Origin of the sequence: Mesorhizobium sp. M0052 (assembly GCF_040323255.1) — a bacterium.
Taxonomy (GTDB): domain Bacteria; phylum Pseudomonadota; class Alphaproteobacteria; order Rhizobiales; family Rhizobiaceae; genus Mesorhizobium.
This window is the reverse complement of sequence record NZ_JAMYUS010000027.1, coordinates 23,836-45,452: the sequence shown is the minus strand read 5'-3', so window position 1 is coordinate 45,452 and position 21,617 is coordinate 23,836. Positions and strand designations below refer to the sequence as shown.

Here is a 21,617-nt window from a genome sequence, read left to right as displayed (position 1 = left end):
CCAGCTGCGGGCAGATCGGACCAGAGGCTGCTGCCGCGATCCAGGCGCGACACCGCGCTCGTCACCGATCATGTCAGCAACGTGGTCAAGCACTGTATTTCGGTCGCTCCAAATCGACCGGATACAACACGCTGCTCTCCTGAAAGCCACTGTGGCCCGCTACGCAAGTCGCCGGAAGCTCGCAATAAACTAGCTTAGGATTTATATTGCAGGCCCGCACCACTGGCGGGCGACGCGGCCCGCCCAGAGATTGCCTGTCCTCGACCAGCAACGCGGGCCGCTGTTGGGAGTCACCGTCGGCACCGAAAAGCACAGGTGCTGATGAAGCAGACGGAACTTCCCCCCACGATCACGGTTTGGAGTCACGAGACCAACCCAAGGAGATGCAGATGTCGAGCAAAATGCCGCCCGTGCCGCCTGAGAACCAGAGCCAGAAGGGTCGAGGAGAAGGGCGACAGATTAGCCACGATGATGCCCAGCACGGCACTCACGGAGCGCCGGATCCGGAGCGCCAAGGGCAGCAAGCCAACACCAAGGTCAACACCACTCATCAGGGCCGTCAGCAGGATCGGTGATCATGTCCACATCGAAGAAACACCCGAACACGATCCGGCAGGGCGGGCCAGGCGCATCGCACGAGAACGCCAGAAAACCCCTGCAGGTCAACAAACCCCCGGCGGATGAAGACCGTCGATCCAAAAGCCGAGTTTCAGGGGGTGGTGGTGAAAAGGACAGTCATCATTCGCACAATCCAGCCAAGAAGGGTAGCAACAGTTGAACCCACGGCTTTGTGAATGATTGTGCTAAAGCGCGCCGCGTGTGCATGTCGTTGTCTCACAACCGAGCCATTTTTTGAGTGACATGCATTAGCCGGACCAGGGTAAGGATCGGCGAGTCCAGACGCCCGGAAAAACCGGAGGCCGTGGGCCCGCACCACTGGCGGAGCGATGCGGGCCCGGCCAAGGGTTACGGCCCTCGACCAGCAGCGAGGGGCTCGCTGCCGCATCCAGAACAAGCCCCGTAATTTCAGGTTCCGCTAATATACAAAAAAGCCGGCCACCTTTCGGCAGCCGGCCAGTTCCAACAGAACAAGGGAACGTGCACTGATGGGGCAGTGCAACGCCCGAAGTGTTTCAAGGCGACGATGTTCCACCGGAAATCCACAGATTCGCCGTTTCGATCTACATTGGCCGGATTGAAAGATCTTTGACGATCTCTCCCAAGTTCTCGCGGAGCCCGGTCCGACGTGTGGCGCCCTGTCTGCGCCTTGGCTCTCTATGCGGCCAGCAAGCTCATCTTTGAAGAATGCCCGCCGCGGCTGCCGCGCGCGTCAAACACCGGCGTGCAATTGGTCGAGCGCGCGGCAGACCGGGGACGCGTCAAGTCGAGCGTCGGTCGACGTAGGTGTAGACGCCGGCCCCAATGGCGACCGCGCCGACCGTGATCACGATCGATGGCGCGCCCATCAAACTGGCAAAGACCGCCCAGATGAGGGCGATGACGATAGCGCCGAGTGTTCCCAGGATCAGTTTCGGCATTGTCTACCCCTCCACGTTCGGACCGCCCGTCGATGGTCGTCACCCACCGGTCATGCGAAACGCCGCATGAAAGCACAGTGTGGCCCATGAGGTGAAGGGCCGCGCCGGAATACTCCGGTGCGAAAAAGATGATGCCCGCGCCGCCAAAGCCCGGGTGTTCAATAGCCAAATGGCTGGACCGGCGCCTAGCGCCTCAGCGCGTGGACTTCCGCCATGCTTTCGCCGCCCATCGGCAGGGCCATGTCATCATCGAGCAGCCGGGTGATGCGGGCAAAGCCCGTAAACGCCTTCCTGGCTGCTTCGGCCGACATTCTGCCCGACAGGGCCGCGGAGCAGCAATTCACGGCGCACTGATACACAGGCCCACGCCGTCCCAATGGCCATTTCTGCAAAAAGACCATCGCTTCGGCAACGCTATCGACTTCCTCGACGGGGTGTCCCTGCCCGCGCGCAATGCGCACGGGCGTAAAGAAATGCAAGCGGTCCATTTTGTTCTCTCCCTGGTCGGCCGCAGCGCGAACCAACCCTACTAAATTCGCGGATGGCGCGTTTGTTCCGCTTATTGCAAAAAAATCTGCGCTGGTGGGCTTGGGTTGCCGACGCCCGCTTTTGTCCGGAACGTTAGGCCGGCTGATGCATTTCGCTCTCGTGATTGCCTTGAGGGACACGTTCAAACCATGCGCATAGCCCATGTCGCCCCTTTGCACGAATCGGTGCCACCCCTTCTCTATGGCGGCACCGAGCGCATCGTTTCCTATCTGACCGAAGGGCTGGTCGAACTCGGCCATGAGGTGACGCTGTTCGCCAGCGGCGACAGCCGGACGTCGGCCAGACTGATACCAGGTCGCGAACGCGCGCTACGCCTCGATCCGCGCCCGCTGAAATCGGACACGGCGGCGCATCTTGCGATGCTTGCCGATGTGAGGAACCGAGCCCACGACTTTGATATCATTCATTTTCATCTCAGCCATTTCCTGCATTTCTCGTTCTTCGAGACCATGCCGGACAAGACGGTGACGACGCCTCATGGCCGGCTCGATTATGTCGATCTGGCGCCAGCCTATGAGCGTTTTCCGCGCTTTCCGCTGATCTCGATCTCGCATAGCCAGAAGACCGGGCTTGCGAATGCCAATTGGCTGGCCACCATCCATCACGGGCTGCCGACGGGTCTCTATCAGCCGACCTTCGAGACGGCGGCGGGCGAACCATACCTTGCCTTTCTCGGCCGGCTTTCGCGCGACAAGCGGCCGGACCGGGCCATCGACATCGCCTTGCGCTCGGGCATGAAGCTCAAGCTGGCGGCCAAGATCGGCGACGATGATCGCGCCTATTTCCATGAGACGATCGAGCCGTTGATCGATGGCGACCGCATCGACTATGTCGGCGAGATCGCCGAGAGTGAGAAGACTGAATTCCTCGGCAATGCCGCTGGTCTGCTGTTTCCGATAGACTGGCCCGAGCCGTTCGGCCTTGCCGCGATCGAGGCGATGGCGTGCGGTACGCCAACCATCGGCTGGAACTGCGGTGCGTTGCCGGAAGTCATCGACCATGGCGTTACCGGATTTGTCGTCGATTCTCTCGACGCCGCGGTCGCCGCGGTGCCGGCCTTGCTGCAACTCGACCGGCGAAAGGTGCGCGCCGTCTTCGAAAGTCGGTTCTCCGCCAACAGGATGGCGCGCGACTATCTCACTGCCTATGCGCGTCTCATCGGCGCCCCGGCTGAATCGAAAGCGTCGTGAACGACGGCGGACGTTCCGAGCCCGAAACAGAGATTTGTGACTGATGACCGAACTTGACGAGCGCAAGCTCGACCCTGCCGTGGCCCTTGCCTCCCTGGACGAAACCGCGCCGCGCGAGCCGCACCGGCTGTTTGCCCTGAAGCAAGGCGACTGTTTTGCCGTGGCCGATGCCTACGGCGATATCAGGGGTGCGGGCGACGGTTTCTTCCGTGACGACACCCGGGTGCTGTCGGAGTTCAGGCTCACCGTCGGCGGCCGACAGACATCTCTGCTCGGCGCCTCGCTCAGCCAGGACAATGTGCTGTTCACCAGCAATATGACCAATTTGCCGATGCAAAGCGTCGGTGGCCGCGACATCCCCCAGGGCGCCATCCATATCGAGCGCGTCAGGCTGTTGTGGCAGGACCGGCTGTTCGAGCGCATCACCCTTTCCAACTACAGCCAGGAGCATTCGGCAATCCGCGTCTCGCTGCATTTTGCCGTCGATTTCCGCGACATGTTCGAGGTGCGCGGTTCGACCCGGCCGAAGCGCGGAATGGCGCATGCAGCGGAGATCGAGCCTGCCTCGGTGCTGCTGCGCTATGACGGACTGGACGGGCTGGCGCGGGTGTCTGCGATCACGTTCTCGCAGCCGCCGGACCAGCTGAGCGCCGAGCGCGCGGATTTCCTCATCGCAGTGACCAAGCGCAGCAGCAAGATGCTTTACGTCGAGGTCGGCGCGGAACTGACCGAAACGCCCGACCGCGACCGCTTCCGGGCGGCCGCGGCGCGCGCCCGTTTCGGCATGCGGGCCAAGCGCCGCCATGGAGCGACGGTGCACAGTTCGGGCCGCGTCTTCAACGATTGGGTCGAACGCGCTCGCGCCGATGTCGCCTTGCTGACCACCGAGCTGTCGACCGGCCCTTACCCCTATGCCGGCATCCCCTGGTTTTCGACGGCCTTCGGCCGTGACGGCGTCATCTCGGCGCTGCAGATGCTATGGCTCAACCCCGGCCTGGCGCGCGGCGTGCTTGCCTTCCTCGCCCAGCACCAGGCGACCGAGACATCGCCTTTCAGCGACTCGCAGCCCGGCAAGATCATGCACGAGACGCGCAAGGGCGAGATGGTGGCGCTGCAGGAGCTACCCTTCGGCCGCTACTATGGCGGCGTCGATACCACGCCGCTCTACATCCACCTCGCTTGCGCCTATGCCGAGCGCACCGGCGACATGGACTTCATCGCCAGCCTGTGGCCATCTCTCTGCGCCGCCGCCAAGTGGACGGAAGAGGCGAGCCGCGCAACCGGCTTCGTCACCTATCAGCGCGCCGCCGAATCCGGCCTTGCGAACCAAGGCTGGAAGGACAGCTTCGACTCCGTCTTCCACGCCGACGGGCGCATTCCCAAGGGGCCGATCGCGCTGGTCGAAGTGCAGGGTTATGTCTTCGCAGCCTTCAGGGGCCTTGCCGCTCTCGCCCGCCGCCGGGGCGAGTTCGCGCAGGCCGAGCACTGGGAAAATCGCGCCGAAGAGATGCGGATCGCCGTCGAGCGTGATTTCTGGCTGGACGATCTCGGCTTCTATGCGCTGGCGATCGACGGCGCCGGAGAGCCGTGCAAGGTGCGCACGTCGAATGCCGGACACCTGCTCTATGTCGGCCTGCCCGAACCGGCGCGGGCTAAGATGGTCGCCGACCAGTTGCTTTCGGCTTCCTTCCACTCCGGCTGGGGGGTGCGAACGCTTTCCGACGATGCTGTGCTGTTCAACCCGATGTCGTACCACAATGGTTCCATCTGGCCGCATGACACGGCGATGTGCGGCGCCGGCCTGGCGCGGTTCGGCGAGCGTGACAGCGTGGTGCGGCTGATGAGCGGCACGTTCGAATCCGCCGTGCATTTCAACATGCGGCTGCCGGAACTGTTCTGCGGCTTTACCCGCTCGCCGGGTGAAGCACCGATCGCCTACCCCGTCGCCTGCCTGCCGCAAGCCTGGTCGGCAGGCTCGGCCTTCATGCTGATGCAGGCGTGCCTCGGTCTGGAAATCGACGGCTGGAACGGCGAAATCCACGTCACTCGACCCCGTTTGCCGATCGGCATCGATACGCTGACGCTCAGGCATCTGGGTGTCGGCGAAAAGAGGGTCGATCTTACCTTCCAGCGTGTCGGCGACCGCGTCGTCGCCTTTCTCGCCGACCGCCATGAAGGGCTGGTTCCGCTGATCGTGCGGACATGATCGGAACGGCTTTCAACGGGAACCGATCCCAGGGTTTGTGCGTTGCAAAAAACACAGGTTCTCACGGGCGATCGTCGGCTGCGAACACTCAAATGGAACCATGAAGAAAAAGGCCCTGACGGCCAAAATTGAGTTGGAATTGGAATGACCGATTATGGCATGGCCCTGCTCTGGGTCTTGATCCTTGCAAGCCTTGGCCTTTCGATTCTAGCCGTTCTGTTATCGATCTCCAGGCAACGTCGTAGCCATAGCTTGACGGTTGCACCGACTGCCGGCGAGGACGTCGCATCGGAAGCGACGCGCAAGGTTTTGCGGGAGTTCGAGAAGAATGGACAATCTCCCGACGCGGCGCTGGTGAACTGGTCGCCCGACACCTTGCGCAAGATACTTGCCGACGACCTGCCGGACGCGCAGGTCATCGTCGTCTCGAACCGAGAACCCTATATCCACAACATCAAGGACGACGGCGTCGAGCTTCTGGTGCCGGCCAGCGGCCTGGTGTCGGCGCTTGAGCCTATCACCCGCGCCTGCAGCGGCACCTGGATCGCCTATGGCGGCGGAACGGCGGATCGTCTGACGGTCGATAGCAACGATCGGGTTCAGGTGCCGCCGGACAATCCGTCCTATACGCTGCGCCGCGTGTGGCTGAGCGACGACGAATATCAGGGCTACTATCTCGGCTTTGCCAATGAAGGGCTTTGGCCGCTCTGCCATATCGCCTTCACCCGGCCGGTCTTCCGTGCCTCGGACTGGGAGGCCTATGAGGCCGTCAACCGCAAATTCGCCGATATGGTGGTTGCCGAGGCTCGCAATGAGCGGCCGATCGTGCTGGTTCAGGATTACCATTTCGCGCTCCTGCCGCGCATGATCCGCGAGCGCCTGCCGGAGGCGATCATCATCACCTTCTGGCACATCCCGTGGCCGAACTCCGAAGTGTTCAGCATCTGCCCATGGCGCGAACGCGTTCTTGATGGACTGCTCGGGAGCTCGATCATCGGCTTTCACACCCAGTTTCATGCCAATAATTTCACTGAAAGCGTAGACCGGTTCCTGGAAAGCCGCATCGAGCGCGCCGACGCCGCGATCTCGTATGGCGGGCGGACGACCCTGGTGCACGCCTATCCCATCTCCATCGAATGGCCGGCCGAACTCCTGGCCAAACTGCCACCGGTCGAGGAAAGCCGCGCCCGCCTGCGTGAGCGGTTCGGCCTGTCGGCGGACGTCAAGCTGTGCGTCGGCGTCGAGCGCCTGGACTACACCAAAGGCATCCTCGACCGCTTCCATGCGCTGGACGAATTGTTTACGCGCCACCCCGAGTGGATCGGCAAGGTAGTGTTCCTGCAGATTGCTGCCCCAAGCCGCGGCACGCTGCCGGCCTACCAGCAATTGCACGATGAATGCCTGCGTTATGCCAACGAACTCAACCAGCGCTACGGTCATGACGGCTACAAGCCCGTGGTCATGGTGGCTGAGCACCATTCGCAGCAACAGGTCTATGAGATCTATCGCGCCGCCGACATCTGCATGGTCACCAGCCTGCATGACGGCATGAACCTCGTAGCCAAGGAATTCGTCGCCGCGCGTGACGACGAACAGGGCGTGCTGTTGCTCAGCACATTTGCCGGCGCGTCGCGCGAACTGCTGGAAGCACTGATCGTCAATCCTTACGACGCGGCGATGATGAGCCAGGTGCTGCTGCAGGCGCTGACCATGTCACCGGACGAACAGCGCGAGCGCATGCGCCCGATGCGGGAAATAGTGCGCGACAACAATGTCTTTCGCTGGGCCGGCAGCATGCTGCTCGATGCGGCGCGCCTACGCAAACGCGGCGACCTCGAAAGAGCGACAAGTGTCGCCGAGCGGCCCGCAAACACCGACACCAACATCGTCTCGCTGTTCGACCGCATGCGGAAGGTGGCGTCATGAATAGCCTGTCGAAAGCACCGGGCCTGCCAGCCGCACCCGACCTGCCGGAAGGACAATGGGCGCTTTTCCTCGACATCGACGGCACGTTGCTGGAGCACGCCGCGCACCCCGACGCCGTGTCCGTGAGCGACGAACTGCGCAACCTCCTAGGCGCCGTCGACAAACGGCTGGACGGCGCCGTCGCCTTTATCACCGGCCGCTCGGTCGAGGGCGCCGACCGCCTGTTTCATCCGTTGAAGCTGCGTGTTGCCGGTCTCTATGGGCTGGAACACCGGCTGACGCCGGACGGCCCGGTCGTTACCGCGGATGCTCCCGCCGATATCGCTGCCCTTGCCGACGCCATCGAGGCCGAACTCGATGACGGCCTTGTTCATATCGAGCGCAAGGGTCCGATCCTCGCCATCCATACGCGTGCGGCGCCGCATCTGCTGGCCAGGGCAACGCATCTTGTCGAACAGGCTTTGACCGAGCTTCCCAAGGGCTATCGGGTTATCCCGGGCAATGCCGGCGTCGAACTCATGCCGCTCGAAGCGGCCAAGGGCGCTGCCGTGCGGCGTTTCATGGCAATCCCGCCCTTTGCCGGACGGCGGCCGGTCTTTCTCGGCGACGACACCGCCGACGAAAACGGTTTCGAGGCGATCAACGAGGCCGACGGCATCTCGATCCGGGTCAAGCCGCGTGGGCCGACCGTGGCCCAATACAGGCTCGATGATGTCACCTGCGCGATAGCCTGGCTTGCCGCCAATTTCGACGCATCACCGGCCCTCAACCGCAAAGCGTCCTGATCCCTGCCGCCTGCAGATCGAATCAAGATCGCCGCGATTGCGCCGACCTTCGCCAAAAGCCGATCGATAAGGGCTGTTCTCATTGAATATCTTTAAGGCCAAAGCCGGCAAATGGATTGCTTGCCGGTTCCCCTGCGTCAGGCATAACCTGCGCAGTCGACGCGTGAGGGCGCGTGCGGCATCAAGGGGAGGACATCGCAGTGACCATACAAGGCGCATCACCTGATCTATACAATGAGGATCTGGCTCCGGCCAAAGTCCGAAACTGGGGGCCGTTCTCGATCTTCAACGTCTGGACGTCGGACGTCCACAGCCTCTGGGGCTATTATCTCGCCGCAAGCCTGTTCCTGTTTTGCGGCGGCTTCGTCAATTTCATCATCGCCATCGGCATCGGTTCGCTGATCATCTACGCGCTGATGAACATGGTCGGCTATGCCGGCGTGAAGACCGGCGTGCCCTATCCCGTGCTGGCGCGCGCGTCCTTCGGCATCTGGGGCGCCAACATTCCGGCCCTGGTGCGCGCCATCGTCGCCTGCTTCTGGTACGGCGCGCAGACGGCGGCGGCATCGGGCGCGATCGTGGCGTTGCTGATCCGCTCGCAATGGTTCGCCGATTTCAACGCCAACACGCATTTCCTCGGCCATACGGGTCTGGAAGTGATCTGTTTTGTGGTCATCTGGGCACTGCAATTGCTGATCATCCAGAACGGCATGGAAACGGTGCGCCGCTTCCAGGATTGGGCCGGACCGGCGGTGTGGGTGATGATGTTGATCCTGGCGATCTATCTCTGTGTAAAATCCGGGAGATTTGCCTTCACCAGCGACATCCCGATGGATGTGCTGCTCGACAAGACAAAGGATGCCGGCGTACCCGGAACCCCTGGCTCCTGGACGTCGCTGTTTGCGGTGGCGGCGATCTGGGTCACCTATTTCTCGGCGCTCTATCTCAATTTCTGCGATTTCGCCCGCTATGCCCCAGACAAGGCATCGCTGCGCAAGGGCAACATCTGGGGCCTGCCGATCAATCTCATCCTGTTCTCGCTGGTCGCCGGCGTGACCACCATCGCTGCCTTCGACGTGTATGGCGAAGTGCTTCTGCATCCCGACCAGATCTCGGCGAAATTCGACAGCTGGTTCCTGGCAGCGCTTGCAGCCCTGACTTTTGCCGTGGCGACGCTCGGCATCAATGTGGTGGCAAACTTCGTCTCGCCGGCCTTCGACTTCTCCAATGTTTTTCCCCGGCAGATCGACTTCAAGAAGGGCGGCTATATCGCAGCCGTGATCGCGCTGGTGCTCTATCCCTTCGCGCCGTGGGAAGGCAGTGCCGCATCTTTCGTCAACGTCATCGGCGCGACGATGGGGCCGATCTTCGGGGTGATGATGGTCGACTACTATCTGATCCGGAAGGGCGAGGTCGACGTCGAGGCACTGTACCGCGAAGATGGCGAGTTCCGCTTCCAGGGCGGCTGGCACATCAACGCCTTCATAGCCGCCGGCATCGGCGCCATCTTCTCCTCGGTCCTGCCGAACTTCACGAACCTGCTACCGGCATGGTGGGGCGTTTATGGCTGGTTCTTCGGCGTCGGCATTGCAGGGGTCATCTACTACGTCCTTCGCACCGCCGCCCTTGGCGCAGGGGCCAGGACGGCGAAGGCGTGAAATTGAGGGATAGGGAGTAGTCAGTAGTCAGTAGTCAGTAGTCAGTAGGGAATAATACCCCTACTCCCTACTCCCTACTCCCTACTCCCTACTCCCTACTCCACCATCTCAGCCAACCTCCGCACCGTGTTCCAGTTGCGTGCGGTGCCGATGCCCATGCGCTTGTGGTTCATGGCAGCGAGCAGCCGCGAGCTTGGCCGCTGGCGCGAAAAGACGACCCAGATGTCACCGTCGACCGAAGCCACCTTCTCGTCCTCAGCGGCATAGGCCTGGAGCGCGGCCACACCATCCGCTGGCGCTGGCTCGCGCATCACCCGCACGGCCACCTGATCGCCTGCCTCGGCAGAGTCGGCCGGGAATGGGTTGCCGGCGGCAAGTTTCAGCCAATCCTCGGCAGTGCGCACGATGATGACGACATTGCGGCCGAAGGTTTTTTCGAAGGCCGTTTCCAGCCGCTGTTCCAGCTTGGCGATGCCAGTCGCCCGTGTCTCGAAGACCAGATTACCGGTCGCCACCAGGGTGCGCGGGTTCTTCAGCCCAAGGTGTTCAGCCATCGCCTTGAGGTCGGTCATGACGACCCGGCGGCCTTCGCCGAGGATGATGCTGTAGAGCAGCGCAACATAGGTCTGCATCAGCTGCGAAACCTCACCGTGGCCCTAGACCAGCCGCGACTGGTCCACCGCGGCCGAGATGAAGCTGGCGAACAGCGGATGCGGCTCAAGCGGCCGGCTCTTCAGCTCCGGGTGATACTGGACGCCGATAAACCAGGGATGGTCGGGATATTCGACGGTTTCCGGCAGCACGCCGTCGGGCGACATGCCGGCAAACACCAAGCCGCAATCCTCAAGCCGCTCCTTGTAGTCGATGTTGACCTCGTAGCGATGGCGATGGCGCTCGGAAATCTGGGTGTCGCCATAGATGTCGGCGATCTTCGAACCCTTGGCGAGTTCGGCCTGATAGGCGCCAAGCCGCATGGTGCCGCCGAGATCGCCCGTTTCGCGGCGCTTCTCCAGCATGTTGCCTTTCAGCCATTCGGTCATCAGGCCGACGACCGGCTCGTCCGTCGGACCGAATTCGGTCGACGAGGCGTGTTCGACGCCGGCCAGCGAGCGCGCCGCCTCGATGCAGGCCATCTGCATGCCGAAGCAGATGCCGAAATACGGCACCTTGCGCTCGCGGGCGAATTTCGCCGCCAGGATCTTGCCTTCCGAGCCACGCTCGCCGAAGCCGCCGGGCACCAGGATGCCATGCACCTTTTCCAGCCACGGCGTCGGGTCTTCCTTCTCGAAAATCTCGCTCTCGATCCAGTCGAGCTTGACCTTGACGCGGTTGGCCATGCCGCCATGCGACAAAGCCTCGATCAGCGATTTGTAGGCATCCTTGAGGCCGGTGTATTTGCCGACAATGGCGATCGTCACCTCGCCTTCCGGATTGTGGATGCGGTTGGACACGGCCTGCCAACGCTCCATGCGCGGCTTCGGCGCCGGATCGATACCGAAGGCGGCCAGCACTTCCGAATCGAGCCCTTCCTTGTGGTAAGCCATCGGCACGTCATAGATGTGGGGCACGTCGAGCGCCTGGATGACGGCACTCTCGCGCACATTGCAGAACAGCGACAGTTTTCTGCGCTCTTCCTTGGGGATGGCGCGGTCGGCGCGGACCAGCAGGATATCGGGCGCAATGCCGATGCCGCGCAGTTCCTTGACCGAATGCTGGGTCGGCTTGGTCTTCAACTCGCCGGCCGTCGGGATGTAAGGCATCAAGGTCAGGTGGACATAGACGGCGTTGTTGCGCGGCAGATCGTTGCCGAGCTGGCGGATCGCCTCGAGGAACGGCATCGCCTCGATATCGCCGACCGTGCCGCCGATCTCGCACAGCACGAAATCATAGTCGTCATTGCCGTCGAGCACGAAATTCTTGATCTCGTCGGTGACGTGCGGAATGACCTGCACGGTGGCGCCGAGATAGTCGCCGCGCCGTTCGCGTTCGATGATGTTCTTGTAGATGCGGCCGGTGGTGATGTTGTCCTGCTGATTGGCCGAGCGGCCGGTGAAGCGCTCGTAATGGCCAAGATCGAGATCGGTCTCGGCGCCGTCATCGGTGACGAAAACCTCGCCATGCTGGTAAGGCGACATCGTTCCGGGATCGACATTGAGATAGGGATCGAGCTTTTTGATGCGTGCGCGATAGCCTCGCGCCTGCAAGAGAGCCCCAAGGGCCGCTGCAGCGATGCCTTTTCCAAGTGAGGAAACCACGCCGCCTGTGATGAATACATATCGCGCCATGGGAGTCATCGCTTAACGCGGCCGAATTGATTCCGCCAGAGAAAAAACCGCCGCTGAGGCTTTTTCCAGAGAAGGCGCGATAGTCCCGCGGTTCGAGACTGGTGTTTTGGTCAAAACAAAAGGGCCGGCAAAAGCCGGCCCTTCGGCAGGTTTGTGAAAACGTCAGATGATGACGACCTTGGTGCCGACCCTGACGCGGCTATAGAGGTCCATGACGTGCTCGTTGATCATGCGGAAGCAGCCATTGGAAGCACTGGTTCCGATCGACTGCGGCGCGATGGTGCCGTGGATGCGCAGATGCGTGTCCTTCTTGCCGTCGTAGAGATAGATGGCGCGGGCGCCGAGCGGGTTCTGGCCGCCGCCGGGCATGCCGTCCTTGTACTGGCCATAATGCTTGGGTTCGCGCTTCTGCATGTCGAGCGTCGGGATCCAGCGCGGCCATTCCTGCTTGTCGCCAACGGCAACCTTGCCCTTGAACTGCAGGCCTTCGCGGCCGACCGCGATCGCATAGCGGCGGGCGGTGAAAGCCGATTCGACGAGGTAGAGGCGGCGCGCGCTGGTATCGATGACGATCGTACCCGGCTCGTAGCCGCTGAATTCGACGTCCTGCGGCACGAATTCCGGCTTCACCTTGAACTGTTTCTTGGCTTGCCGCTTGGCGAGAGCCTGGTCGAGCGCGCGCGTCTCGGGGAGATAGGCAATCGACGAGGCAGAGGACGTGCCGCCGAACAGGCCGGCGAACAGTCCGCCACTCGTCGGCTTCTGGCCCGGGGCCTCGCTGCGCAATTCGCCATTGTTGCCGGTCAGCGCGATATTCATCGCTTCGGCCGGAAGCGGTTCGGCCGATTCGATCGGCTCGACCGGCGCGATCGGGTCAACCGGAGCGATGATCTTGGTGGTCTTCTTGCCTGGCTTGGCGTCGGCAACCACCACCGGCTTGCCCTTGCTTGCCAGGAACGCCTGGCGCTGGGCATCGGCCCTGGCTTTCGCCGCATCGCGCATCGCCAGCTTGCGGGCCTCGAGCGCCTTGACGCGGGCGAGATCCCTCTCGGCGGCGATCTTGTCTTCGAGCTTGCTGATCTGAGCCAGATCATCCGGGCTCGGGTTTTTCTTCTTCTTGAGAAGCTTCAGCTGCGTCGCATCGCTCTTGGCGGCGACGTTGATGACAGCGGTTTTGCCAACCGCCTGCGGTGAGGTCATTGCCGGAGTGCCGGCGAAGACCGCGGAGCTCATGCCGAATACGGCACAAAACCCCATGAAAATGAAGCTGCGAAGCTGCATGGCGAAGATCCGATCGTTCAATGCTTGTTGCCCACGGCGTCGCCCGGCGCCCCCCAAGGGCGCAGAAAGTGCCGCCGGCAATCTATAATCGAAGTGGCGTACGGGCCTCAAGCACGGGGTGCGGTCGAATCTTCGTGATCGTGTGCCATTTGCCGCGACTGTGTTGAAACAACAACAGATCGCGGCATCTGACCGTACCGACTACTGGTTCGGAACCTGCGGCGTGACCGGCAAGGTAACGCCATTGGTAGCCGGCGGCGCAGCCGAATCGGTTGCAGGTGGCGTCGCCGGAGATGGAGCCGTCGCCGGGGCTGTGGTGGCGGGCGGCGTCGTGGCGGCGCCGTTGGCCGCGGGCGCGGCCGGTGCGGTGTTGCCCGAAGGCGGCGTCGGCGCCGTCGTGCCGGGCAACTGATTGAGCACGCCGTTGCCGCTGTCGGCCGGCACGCGGTCGAGAATGTCGATCGGTTTTTCGCCATAGCGGGCAACGATCGAGAGTGTCAGCGACGTGACGAAGAAGGCCGCGGCCAGGATCGCCGTCGCCCGCGTCAGCGCATTGGCGGCGCCACGCGCGGTCATGAAACCGGAACCGCCGCCAATGCCGAGACCACCGCCTTCGGAGCGTTGCAGCAGCACCACGCCGACAAGGGCGAGCACGACCATGAGGTGGATGACGATCAGTACGGTTTCCATATTTTATCCTGGCAAGCCCTGCCGCTCCCTGGCGATCAGGGCCGGTGATTTGGAGGCGGCTCCATACAATGCTTTAACGGCATTTCCAAGCCCGTGGCCGGAATATGGGAAGCAATGCGCCCTTTGCAACGATTTCCGCCGAACTGCCGCGTTCATAAGTCGATGACGGAACTGGTCGGCAACGAGATTCCGGGGCCTACGCGATATTCTGGTATGCCTCGGCGATGGCGAGAAAGTCGGACGCCTTCAAGCTGGCGCCGCCAACCAGCGCGCCGTCGACGTTTTTGACGCCCAGCAGTTCGACCGCGTTGGACGCCTTGACCGAGCCGCCATAGAGGATGCGCATCTTGCCGGCCACGGCAGCGCCGAGCGCTTCCGCCAGTTTTTGGCGGATATGCGCGTGCGCCTCCGCCACGTCTTCGGCGGTCGGCGTCAGGCCGGTGCCGATAGCCCATACCGGCTCGTAGGCGATAACGGTGTTGGCGGGCGTTGCGCTCGGTGGCACCGAGCCGGCGACCTGCCGCGACAACACGTCGAGTGCTGTGCCCGCTTCGCGCTCGGCCTTGGTCTCGCCGATGCAGATGATGGCGACGAGCCCTGCCCGCCACGCCGCCGAGGCCTTGGCGAGCACGATGGCATCGTCCTCGCTGCGCTGTTCGCGGCACTCGGAATGGCCGACAATGACGTGGCTGGCGCCCGCATCCTTCAGCATCTCGGCTGAGACACAGCCGGTGAAGGCGCCGCTTTCCTTGATGTGGCAGTCCTCGCCACCGGCCCGCACCGGCGTGCGCGACAGGATTTCGACGGCGCGCGACAGCAAGGTCGCCGGCACGCAGACCAATGCTTCGGTCTCTGCGTCGAGCCCGCTCATGAAGCCGTTGCCGATCATCCTGAGCTCGTTCAGCGAAGCGCTGGTGCCGTTCATTTTCCAGTTGCCGGCAACGAGCGGTCGAATTCCTGGCGTCATGGGGATCTGGTTCTCCGGGCGACATTGGGGTCTCGCCCTCCCTATCAAAATCAGGCCACAAAGCAATCGACAGTGAGCCGGAAGGGCGCTATTGCGCTTGTTTCAGACTCGGGCGCACGCAAAACTGCGCAAAAATCGGAAGTAACAATGCTTGGTATATTAAGAAGCGCGGCAGGGACCTGGGTCGCGAAAGCCCTGCTGTCGCTGCTGGTGTTGAGTTTCCTTGCCTGGGGCGTCACCACGCGGATGACGGGCGGCTTCCTGGCCGGCCATCATGCGGTGATCACCGCCGGCAGCACCACCGTGTCGATCACCGAGTACCGCCTAGCCTACGATCGCCAGATCGCCATGCTGCAACAGCAGATCGGCCAGCGCATCAGCCGCGACCAGGCCAAGGCCTATGGCATCGACAACCAGGTGCTGGCTCAGTTGGTGTCCGGCGCCGTCCTCGACGAACAGGCGCGCAAGCTCGGGCTTGGCTTCTCCAAGGACAGGCTGGCCGAACTGACGCGGCAGGAACCCGCCTTCCAGGGCCCGAATGGCCAGTTCGACCGCCGGCTGTTCGAATCCCGCCTGCGCGAACTGGGAATGCGGCCGGAGGACTATCTGAAGAACCGGGCTCAGGTGGCGGTGCGCCAGCAGATCGTCGAAGCGGTTTCGGACGGGCTCAAGGCTCCGGATACCTTCTTCAAGGCAGTTGCGCTCTATCGCGGCGAAGACCGCACCATCGACTATCTGATCTTGCCAAAGGCGTTGGTGGAGCCCATCGAGGTGCCATCCGACAGCGTGCTTCAGGCTTATTTCGAGGCCAACAAGAAAACCTACGCGGCGCCAGAATACCGCAAATTCTCCTATGTCCGGCTCGAGCCCGAAGACATCATGGATGTCAGCGCCGTAACGGACCAGCAGGTCAGCGACGACTACAACAAGAACAAGGGCCGCTACACCACGCCGGAAATGCGCACCATCGAACAGCTGGTGTTTCCTTCCGCGGACGCCGCCAAGGCGGCATCCGATTCGCTGAAGACGGGCGCCACTTTCGACAAGATCGTCACCGCGCAGGGCAAGACCCCGGCCGACACGCTGCTCGGCACGCTCTCCAAGGATAAGATCACCGACAAGGCGGTCGCCGATGCCGCATTCGCGCTTGCCGTCAACGAAGTCAGCCCGGTCGTCCAGGGCGCGTTCGGTCCGGTGCTTTTGCGCGTTACCGAGATCAAACCGGAAACGGTGAAGCCGCTGGCGGAAGTGTCAGACCAGATCCGCAAGGATCTGGCGCTTGGCGAAGCAAGCCGCATCCTGCTCGACGTGCACGACAATTACGAAGACACCCGCGCCGCCGGCAGCACGCTGGCCGAAGCCGCCGCCAAACTCAAGCTCAAGGACGTTACCGTCGAGGCCATAGACCGCACCGGCCTCAAGCCGGACGGCACCATCATCAAGGACCTGCCGGCATCGCCGGACCTCATCAAGGCGGTGTTCGAGGCCGAGCCCAACACCGAGAATCAAGCCCTGACCACGCCTAACAACGGCTTCGTGTTCTATGAACTGACATCGATCACGCCGGCTCGCGACCGCACGCTGGACGAAGTCCGCCAGCGCGTGGTGGCGGACTGGAAGACAGAGGAAACGACCAAGCGGCTGACCGCGAAAGCAGACGAACTCGACAAGCGCCTCAAGGCTGGCACCACACTCGACGTCATCGCCGGCGAACTGAAGCTTGAAAAGCAGACCAAGCGCGGCGTGAAGCGCGAGGCCGACGATGTCGATTTCGGCAAGGAGGGTGCTGCTGCGATGTTCGGCGTCGGCGAAGGCGGCACCGGGCTGATCCCCTCGCCCACCGGCGACGGCCAGATCCTGTTCAAGGTCGCCGAAGTGTTCGAGCCGGCCGGAGCCGACGCCAGCTCGGTACCCGACGATGCGCAAAAATCCTTCACGCAAGGTATGTCCGACGATCTGCTCGACCAGTTGGTGGCGCAGTTGCAGACGCAGTACGCCGTCAGCGTCGACCAGGCCGCCGTTGCCCAAGCCCTCGCCCAATGAATGGCCCTAGCCCAATGAACGTCTTGGCCCAATGAGCGCCCTAAAGACCCATATCGCCAAGGTCGCCACGGGAACCGGGCTTACCTTCGAGGAAGCGCGCGAAGCTTTCGACATCATCATGTCTGGCGACGCGACGCCGGGCCAGATCGGCGGCTTCCTGATGGCCTTGCGTGTGCGCGGCGAGACGGTGAGCGAGATTTCCGGCGCCGTCGCCACCATGCGTGCCAAGATGCTGCGCGTCGAAGCTCCTGAGGGCGCAATCGACATCGTCGGCACCGGCGGCGACAATTCGCATTCAGTCAACATCTCGACCGCTTCGGCCTTCGTCATTGCTGGCTGCGGCGTGCCGGTCGCCAAGCACGGCAATCGCGGCCTGTCGTCGCTGACGGGCGCTGCCGATGTGCTGGTCGCGCTCGGCGTCAAGATCGATATCCCGCCAGAGGTAATCGGCCGCTGCATCCAGGAGGCCGGCGTCGGCTTCATGTTCGCACCTGCGCACCACCCGGCGATGAAGCATGTCGGCCCGACCCGCGTCGAGCTCGGCACGCGTACCATCTTCAACCTGCTCGGACCGCTGTCCAATCCGGCTGGCGTCAGCAGGCAGATGGTCGGCGTGTTCCTGCCGGAATGGATCGTGCCGGTGGCCGAGACATTGAAGGCGTTGGGCACCGAGCATGCCTGGGTGGTCCATGGCGATGGCTATGACGAAATCACCACCACCGGCGAAACGCAGGTGGCGGAACTGGCCGGCGGCGAGATCCGCCATTTCACGCTCACCCCGGAAGCCGTCGGCCTGCAGCGCCACACCAAGGACGAGTTGCGCGGCGGCGACGCCGCCTACAATGCCACGGCGTTGCGCGACATGCTGAGAGGTGCTGCCGGGGCCTATCGCGATACGGTGCTGATGAACGCCGGCGCCGGCATGGTGGTGGCCGGCAAGGCGACGACGCTTGCCGACGGCATGGCCGCGGCCACACAGGCCATCGACAGCGGCCGGGCGCTGGGCGTGCTCGACAGGCTGGTCGAGATTTCGAACGGATGAGCCGTGGCTGACATTCTGCGCAAGATCGAGGCCTACAAGCGCGACGAGATCGCGGCGGCGAAGGCGCGGATACCGTTGGCCGAGATCAAGGCGCGAGCCAAGGATGCCGACGCACCGCGTGGCTTTCGGAGGGCGCTTGAGGCGAAGCGCAGATCGGGCAGCTTCGGCCTGATCGCCGAGATCAAAAAGGCAAGCCCATCCAAAGGCTTGATCCGTGCCGATTTCGACCCGCCCGCACTGGCGCAGGCCTATGAGAAAGGCGGTGCCGCCTGTCTTTCGGTGCTGACCGATGCGCCATCCTTCCAGGGCGCGCCGGAATTTCTCACCAATGCACGGAAGGCAGTGTCCCTGCCCGCGCTGCGCAAGGATTTCCTGTTCGACCCTTACCAGGTCTACGAGGCTCGCGCATGGGGCGCCGATGCCATCCTGATCATCATGGCCAGCGTCGATGATGCCTTGGCGAGCGAATTGGAAGCGACCGCGTTCGAACTCGGCATGGACGCGCTGATCGAGGTGCATGACGAGGCCGAGACGCAGCGCGCGGTAAAACTCTCGTCGCAGCTGATCGGCATCAACAACCGCAATCTCAGAACATTCGAGACCAGCCTCGAGACCTCGGAACGGCTGGCATCGATGGTGCCGGGCGGCCGATTGCTGGTTAGCGAGAGCGGAATTTTCACCCACGACGATTGCTTCAGGATGCAAAAGACCGGCATCAGCACCTTCCTCGTCGGCGAGAGCCTGATGCGGCAAGAGGATGTCGCTGCGGCAACGCGGCTGCTTTTGACAGGCAAGGCGAAAGCAGAGGCCATCTGAGGATGGCAGCCGCCCTCACCCATCTCGGCGCCAAGGGCGAGGCCAACATGGTCGATGTCGGCGAGAAGGCGGAGACGACGCGCACGGCGGTCGCCGAGGGCTTTGTCTCGATGCGGGCCGAAACCCTGAAGATGATCCTCGACGGCGACGCCAAGAAGGGCGATGTGCTGGGTACCGCGCGCATTGCCGGCATCATGGCTGCCAAGAAAACGCATGAGCTGATCCCACTCTGCCATCCGCTGCTTTTGACCAAGGTGTCGGTCGACATCGAACCGGACACCACGCTGCCCGGCCTCAGGGTCACCGCGCTCGCCCGCGTCACCGGCAAGACCGGGGTCGAGATGGAGGCGCTGACCGCGGCATCTGTCGCGTGCCTGACCATTTACGACATGGCCAAGGCGGTCGACCGCGCCATGGTGATTTCCGGTATAAAGCTGGTGGAAAAGACCGGCGGCAAGTCCGGCGACTACAAGGCGGGTTCGTAAATGGCGCTGGTTCCAGTCGCCGAGGCGCTTCAACGCCTACTCGACGGCGCTGTGGCGTTGCCCGGTGAAAGCGTCGCGCTGGCGGATGCGGCCGGCCGGGTGCTGGCGGAGCCGGTCGTGGCGCTGCGTACCCAGCCGCCTTTCAATGCATCTGCCATGGACGGCTATGCCGCACGGGCGCAGGATGTGGCGACCCTCCCGGCGAGGCTTTCGGTGATCGGCACGGCGCCTGCAGGGCGCGGCTTTGACGGCGCTGTCGGCAAGGCGGAAGCCGTGCGCATCTTCACCGGCGCGCCGCTGCCTGAAGGCGCAGACACCATCGTCATCCAGGAAAATGTTCGCGATCTCGGCGGTGGCCGGATCGAGGTCACCGAACCGACGGCGAAGAACCGCAACATCCGCCGCCTTGGACTGGATTTTGCCCAAGGCGACGTGCTGCTGGAGAAAGGCCGCGTGCTCGATCCGGCTGCATTGTCGCTGGCGGCGTCGGCCAATCATCCCCGGTTGAACGTGGTGCAACGGCCGCTGGTCGCCATCATCGCCACCGGCGACGAATTGCTGCCACCGGGCAGCGAACCTGGCCCCGACCAGATCATCTCGTCCAACGCCTATGGCGTCGCTGCTGTGGCGCAGTCGGTCGGCGCCCGCGCCCTCGATCTCGGTATAGCGGCCGATCGCAAGGAAGCGATCGCGGCGCTGGTGAAAAAGGCGGTCGATGCGAAAGCCGACGTCATCGTCACGCTCGGCGGCGCCTCGGTCGGCGACCATGATCTCGTTCATGACGTGCTGACCGGCGAAGGCATGAACCTCGACTTCTGGAAGCTCGCCATGCGCCCGGGCAAGCCGCTGATGTTCGGGCGGCTGGGCGATATCAGGTGCATCGGCCTGCCCGGCAATCCGGTGGCGAGCCTGGTCTGCTCGCAATTGTTCCTGAAGCCGCTGTTGGCGCAGCTCGGCGGCCGTCCCCACCGGCAGGACATCCGCCAGGCTCAGCTTGGCGCCGCGATGCCGGCCAATGATCTAAGGCAAGACTATGTGCGCGCCGTGGTCCGGGAAGAAGCCGGCGCATTGGTGGCGACACCATTCGGCATCCAGGATTCCTCGATGCTGAGAATGCTGGCCGACGCCAACGGCCTGATCGTGCGCGAGCCCTTCGCTCCGGCGGCAGAAGCAGGCGCCGCTTGCAGCGTTCTGATGTTGCGCTGAAGGTCGCGGATCCAAACCGTTAATTCCAAGAGACAAGACTGGTTGTTACTCCGCCAGCAATGTCCGCGTCAGCGGATGTGTCGGATCGGCAAGCCCGTCGACGATGCTGAAATGATGCCGGTCCGGCTCGACCACTGTGCTGGTCGTGGCGCCGAGGCCGATCCAGATGTTGGCAAGCAGCGCATTCTGGCGCAGGAACTCCGCCCGCTCGCCGCCGCCGGCCCAGCAGGTGATGCGCGCGCCCTGCATGGGGCGCAGCAGAACCGGGCTTTCGGCCAGTGCTTCCGCTTCATCGATGGCCAGTGTCGCGTTCATCCCCGTCCGCATGATTGGCCGCAGGTCATGGACGCCGGAGATCGAGACGACATTGCGCACGCGGCCCGCCACATCGGCGGCCAGGGGTGTCGTTGTCGTCACCATCCTGGAGGCGAGATGGCCGCCGGCGGAATGCCCGGTCAGGATCACCGGCCCGCCGACCATCGTCGCCGCCTTGCCGATCGCCGCCGCGATTTCCCTAACGATGCCGGAAATGCGTATGTCGGGACAAAGCGTGTAAGTCGGCATTGCCACGGCAAAGCCATTGGCAACCGCGCCGTTGGCCAGATGCGACCATGGCTTGTTGTCGAACGCCTTCCAGTAACCGCCATGGATGAAGACGACGAGCCCTTTGGGCATGACATCGGGAAGGAACAGATCGAGCCTGTTGCGCGGGCTGTCGCCATAGGCGATGTCGAGCTTGGCCCGACCGGACGCCGACATTGTGTCGCGAAAAGCCTGTGCCGGTGTGTCCCACGCGGCCGGCCAGCGATTGCTGCCGGCAATGTTGTCGCCGTTGGCGTAGGCATTGTCCCAATCGGCAACACGATGTTGGAGCATCTGCATCCCTCCCGGATGGCTTCAGTTCAGTCGACAGGAATGGCCGCCGAACAGGGCGGCGTCAATGCTGCGGC

20 protein-coding genes are annotated in these 21,617 nt (G+C 63.1%); 12 read left to right on the top strand and 8 right to left on the bottom strand.

The genetic code is table 11. The annotated features are described in order from the left end of the window. The first annotated feature begins 389 nt into the window (after window positions 1–389). Together NKJ77_RS27955 and NKJ77_RS27950 are read left to right on the top strand one after the other, a co-directional pair. On the top strand, window positions 390–575 hold the full coding sequence (locus NKJ77_RS27955) for a hypothetical protein (protein ID WP_023682450.1): 186 nt from the start codon (window positions 390–392) through the stop codon (window positions 573–575). A gap of 2 nt (window positions 576–577) precedes the next feature. Further along, a complete protein-coding gene (locus tag NKJ77_RS27950) occupies window positions 578–778 on the top strand; it encodes a hypothetical protein (RefSeq protein WP_081725396.1) in 201 nt (66 codons plus the stop codon). A gap of 601 nt (window positions 779–1,379) precedes the next feature. On the opposite strand, the gene NKJ77_RS27945 is transcribed toward NKJ77_RS27950, so the two are convergent. Next, entirely contained in the window at window positions 1,380–1,538 is a 159-nt protein-coding gene (locus NKJ77_RS27945; protein WP_023696179.1) for a hypothetical protein, read from the bottom strand. A gap of 185 nt (window positions 1,539–1,723) precedes the next feature. Continuing rightward, the gene (locus NKJ77_RS32450) at window positions 1,724–2,230 is read right to left on the bottom strand and encodes a DUF982 domain-containing protein (protein ID WP_373432840.1); all 507 of its coding nucleotides are present in this window, start codon (window positions 2,228–2,230) and stop codon (window positions 1,724–1,726) included. On the opposite strand from NKJ77_RS32450, the gene NKJ77_RS27935 reads away from it, so the two are divergent. From NKJ77_RS27935 to NKJ77_RS27915, 5 genes are all read left to right on the top strand, one after another. After that, window positions 2,216–3,277 (top strand): glycosyltransferase family 4 protein, encoded by a 1,062-nt coding sequence (locus tag NKJ77_RS27935; protein ID WP_023672687.1) that lies wholly within the window; start codon window positions 2,216–2,218, stop codon window positions 3,275–3,277. The genes NKJ77_RS32450 and NKJ77_RS27935 overlap by 15 nt on opposite strands. A gap of 43 nt (window positions 3,278–3,320) precedes the next feature. Beyond that, window positions 3,321–5,483 carry an amylo-alpha-1,6-glucosidase gene (locus tag NKJ77_RS27930; RefSeq protein ID WP_023832096.1) on the top strand — a complete coding sequence of 721 codons (2,163 nt, stop codon included), beginning with the start codon at window positions 3,321–3,323 and terminating at the stop codon, window positions 5,481–5,483. A gap of 144 nt (window positions 5,484–5,627) precedes the next feature. After that, the gene (locus tag NKJ77_RS27925; protein ID WP_023682445.1) at window positions 5,628–7,409 is read left to right on the top strand and encodes an alpha,alpha-trehalose-phosphate synthase (UDP-forming); all 1,782 of its coding nucleotides are present in this window, start codon (window positions 5,628–5,630) and stop codon (window positions 7,407–7,409) included. Next, complete coding sequence (gene otsB / locus NKJ77_RS27920) at window positions 7,406–8,194, top strand: trehalose-phosphatase (RefSeq protein WP_352536078.1); 789 nt, start codon at window positions 7,406–7,408, stop codon at window positions 8,192–8,194. Before NKJ77_RS27925 ends, otsB begins: the two co-directional genes overlap by 4 nt. A 200-nt stretch (window positions 8,195–8,394) precedes the next feature. Beyond that, complete coding sequence (locus NKJ77_RS27915) at window positions 8,395–9,852, top strand: NCS1 family nucleobase:cation symporter-1 (protein WP_023693457.1); 1,458 nt, start codon at window positions 8,395–8,397, stop codon at window positions 9,850–9,852. 95 nt (window positions 9,853–9,947) lie between these two features. Here NKJ77_RS27915 and NKJ77_RS27910 read toward each other — a convergent pair whose 3' ends face one another. From NKJ77_RS27910 to tpiA, 5 genes are all read right to left on the bottom strand, one after another. Next, entirely contained in the window at window positions 9,948–10,484 is a 537-nt protein-coding gene (locus NKJ77_RS27910) for a DUF1697 domain-containing protein (RefSeq protein WP_352536077.1), read from the bottom strand. A 24-nt stretch (window positions 10,485–10,508) separates the two neighbouring features. Then, window positions 10,509–12,137 carry a CTP synthase gene (gene pyrG, locus NKJ77_RS27905; RefSeq protein WP_023832094.1) on the bottom strand — a complete coding sequence of 543 codons (1,629 nt, stop codon included), beginning with the start codon at window positions 12,135–12,137 and terminating at the stop codon, window positions 10,509–10,511. A gap of 162 nt (window positions 12,138–12,299) precedes the next feature. Further along, a complete protein-coding gene (locus NKJ77_RS27900) occupies window positions 12,300–13,418 on the bottom strand; it encodes a L,D-transpeptidase (protein WP_352444201.1) in 1,119 nt (372 codons plus the stop codon). 201 nt (window positions 13,419–13,619) lie between these two features. Further along, a complete protein-coding gene (gene secG, locus NKJ77_RS27895; RefSeq protein ID WP_023724397.1) occupies window positions 13,620–14,108 on the bottom strand; it encodes a preprotein translocase subunit SecG in 489 nt (162 codons plus the stop codon). Between the two features lie 196 nt (window positions 14,109–14,304). Further along, entirely contained in the window at window positions 14,305–15,075 is a 771-nt protein-coding gene (gene tpiA, locus NKJ77_RS27890) for a triose-phosphate isomerase (protein WP_023671052.1), read from the bottom strand. 147 nt (window positions 15,076–15,222) lie between these two features. Between tpiA and NKJ77_RS27885 the strand changes: the two genes are divergently transcribed. Genes NKJ77_RS27885 through NKJ77_RS27865 form a run of 5 tightly spaced genes read left to right on the top strand, consistent with a single transcriptional unit; the run spans window position 15,223 to window position 20,667 of the window. Next, a complete protein-coding gene (locus NKJ77_RS27885; RefSeq protein ID WP_023832092.1) occupies window positions 15,223–17,118 on the top strand; it encodes a peptidyl-prolyl cis-trans isomerase in 1,896 nt (631 codons plus the stop codon). 31 nt (window positions 17,119–17,149) lie between these two features. Beyond that, window positions 17,150–18,160 (top strand): anthranilate phosphoribosyltransferase, encoded by a 1,011-nt coding sequence (gene trpD / locus NKJ77_RS27880; RefSeq protein ID WP_023712346.1) that lies wholly within the window; start codon window positions 17,150–17,152, stop codon window positions 18,158–18,160. A 3-nt stretch (window positions 18,161–18,163) separates the two neighbouring features. Then, complete coding sequence (trpC, locus tag NKJ77_RS27875) at window positions 18,164–18,976, top strand: indole-3-glycerol phosphate synthase TrpC (RefSeq protein ID WP_023684711.1); 813 nt, start codon at window positions 18,164–18,166, stop codon at window positions 18,974–18,976. Between the two features lie 2 nt (window positions 18,977–18,978). Beyond that, window positions 18,979–19,461 carry a cyclic pyranopterin monophosphate synthase MoaC gene (gene moaC / locus NKJ77_RS27870; protein ID WP_023684710.1) on the top strand — a complete coding sequence of 161 codons (483 nt, stop codon included), beginning with the start codon at window positions 18,979–18,981 and terminating at the stop codon, window positions 19,459–19,461. Then, on the top strand, window positions 19,462–20,667 hold the full coding sequence (locus NKJ77_RS27865; RefSeq protein WP_023806111.1) for a molybdopterin molybdotransferase MoeA: 1,206 nt from the start codon (window positions 19,462–19,464) through the stop codon (window positions 20,665–20,667). A 45-nt stretch (window positions 20,668–20,712) separates the two neighbouring features. On the opposite strand, the gene NKJ77_RS27860 is transcribed toward NKJ77_RS27865, so the two are convergent. Then, entirely contained in the window at window positions 20,713–21,543 is an 831-nt protein-coding gene (locus NKJ77_RS27860) for a hormone-sensitive lipase (RefSeq protein ID WP_023671046.1), read from the bottom strand. Window positions 21,544–21,617: the final 74 nt, after the last annotated feature.

Bases quoted from the DNA above. Each gene is read 5' to 3' on its own strand.
- NKJ77_RS27955 (WP_023682450.1), top strand. From the start codon at position 390: ATGTCGAGCAAAATGCCGCCCGTGCCGCCTGAGAACCAGAGCCAGAAG.
- NKJ77_RS27950 (WP_081725396.1), top strand. From the start codon at position 578: ATGTCCACATCGAAGAAACACCCGAACACGATCCGGCAGGGCGGGCCA.
- NKJ77_RS27945 (WP_023696179.1), bottom strand. From the start codon at position 1,538: ATGCCGAAACTGATCCTGGGAACACTCGGCGCTATCGTCATCGCCCTC.
- NKJ77_RS27935 (WP_023672687.1), top strand. From the start codon at position 2,216: ATGCGCATAGCCCATGTCGCCCCTTTGCACGAATCGGTGCCACCCCTT.
- NKJ77_RS32450 (WP_373432840.1), bottom strand. From the start codon at position 2,230: ATGGGCTATGCGCATGGTTTGAACGTGTCCCTCAAGGCAATCACGAGA.
- NKJ77_RS27930 (WP_023832096.1), top strand. From the start codon at position 3,321: ATGACCGAACTTGACGAGCGCAAGCTCGACCCTGCCGTGGCCCTTGCC.
- NKJ77_RS27925 (WP_023682445.1), top strand. From the start codon at position 5,628: ATGACCGATTATGGCATGGCCCTGCTCTGGGTCTTGATCCTTGCAAGC.
- otsB (WP_352536078.1), top strand. From the start codon at position 7,406: ATGAATAGCCTGTCGAAAGCACCGGGCCTGCCAGCCGCACCCGACCTG.
- NKJ77_RS27910 (WP_352536077.1), bottom strand. From the start codon at position 10,484: ATGCAGACCTATGTTGCGCTGCTCTACAGCATCATCCTCGGCGAAGGC.
- pyrG (WP_023832094.1), bottom strand. From the start codon at position 12,137: ATGGCGCGATATGTATTCATCACAGGCGGCGTGGTTTCCTCACTTGGA.
- NKJ77_RS27900 (WP_352444201.1), bottom strand. From the start codon at position 13,418: ATGCAGCTTCGCAGCTTCATTTTCATGGGGTTTTGTGCCGTATTCGGC.
- secG (WP_023724397.1), bottom strand. From the start codon at position 14,108: ATGGAAACCGTACTGATCGTCATCCACCTCATGGTCGTGCTCGCCCTT.
- tpiA (WP_023671052.1), bottom strand. From the start codon at position 15,075: ATGACGCCAGGAATTCGACCGCTCGTTGCCGGCAACTGGAAAATGAAC.
- NKJ77_RS27885 (WP_023832092.1), top strand. From the start codon at position 15,223: ATGCTTGGTATATTAAGAAGCGCGGCAGGGACCTGGGTCGCGAAAGCC.
- trpD (WP_023712346.1), top strand. From the start codon at position 17,150: ATGAGCGCCCTAAAGACCCATATCGCCAAGGTCGCCACGGGAACCGGG.
- moaC (WP_023684710.1), top strand. From the start codon at position 18,979: ATGGCAGCCGCCCTCACCCATCTCGGCGCCAAGGGCGAGGCCAACATG.
- NKJ77_RS27865 (WP_023806111.1), top strand. From the start codon at position 19,462: ATGGCGCTGGTTCCAGTCGCCGAGGCGCTTCAACGCCTACTCGACGGC.
- NKJ77_RS27860 (WP_023671046.1), bottom strand. From the start codon at position 21,543: ATGCTCCAACATCGTGTTGCCGATTGGGACAATGCCTACGCCAACGGC.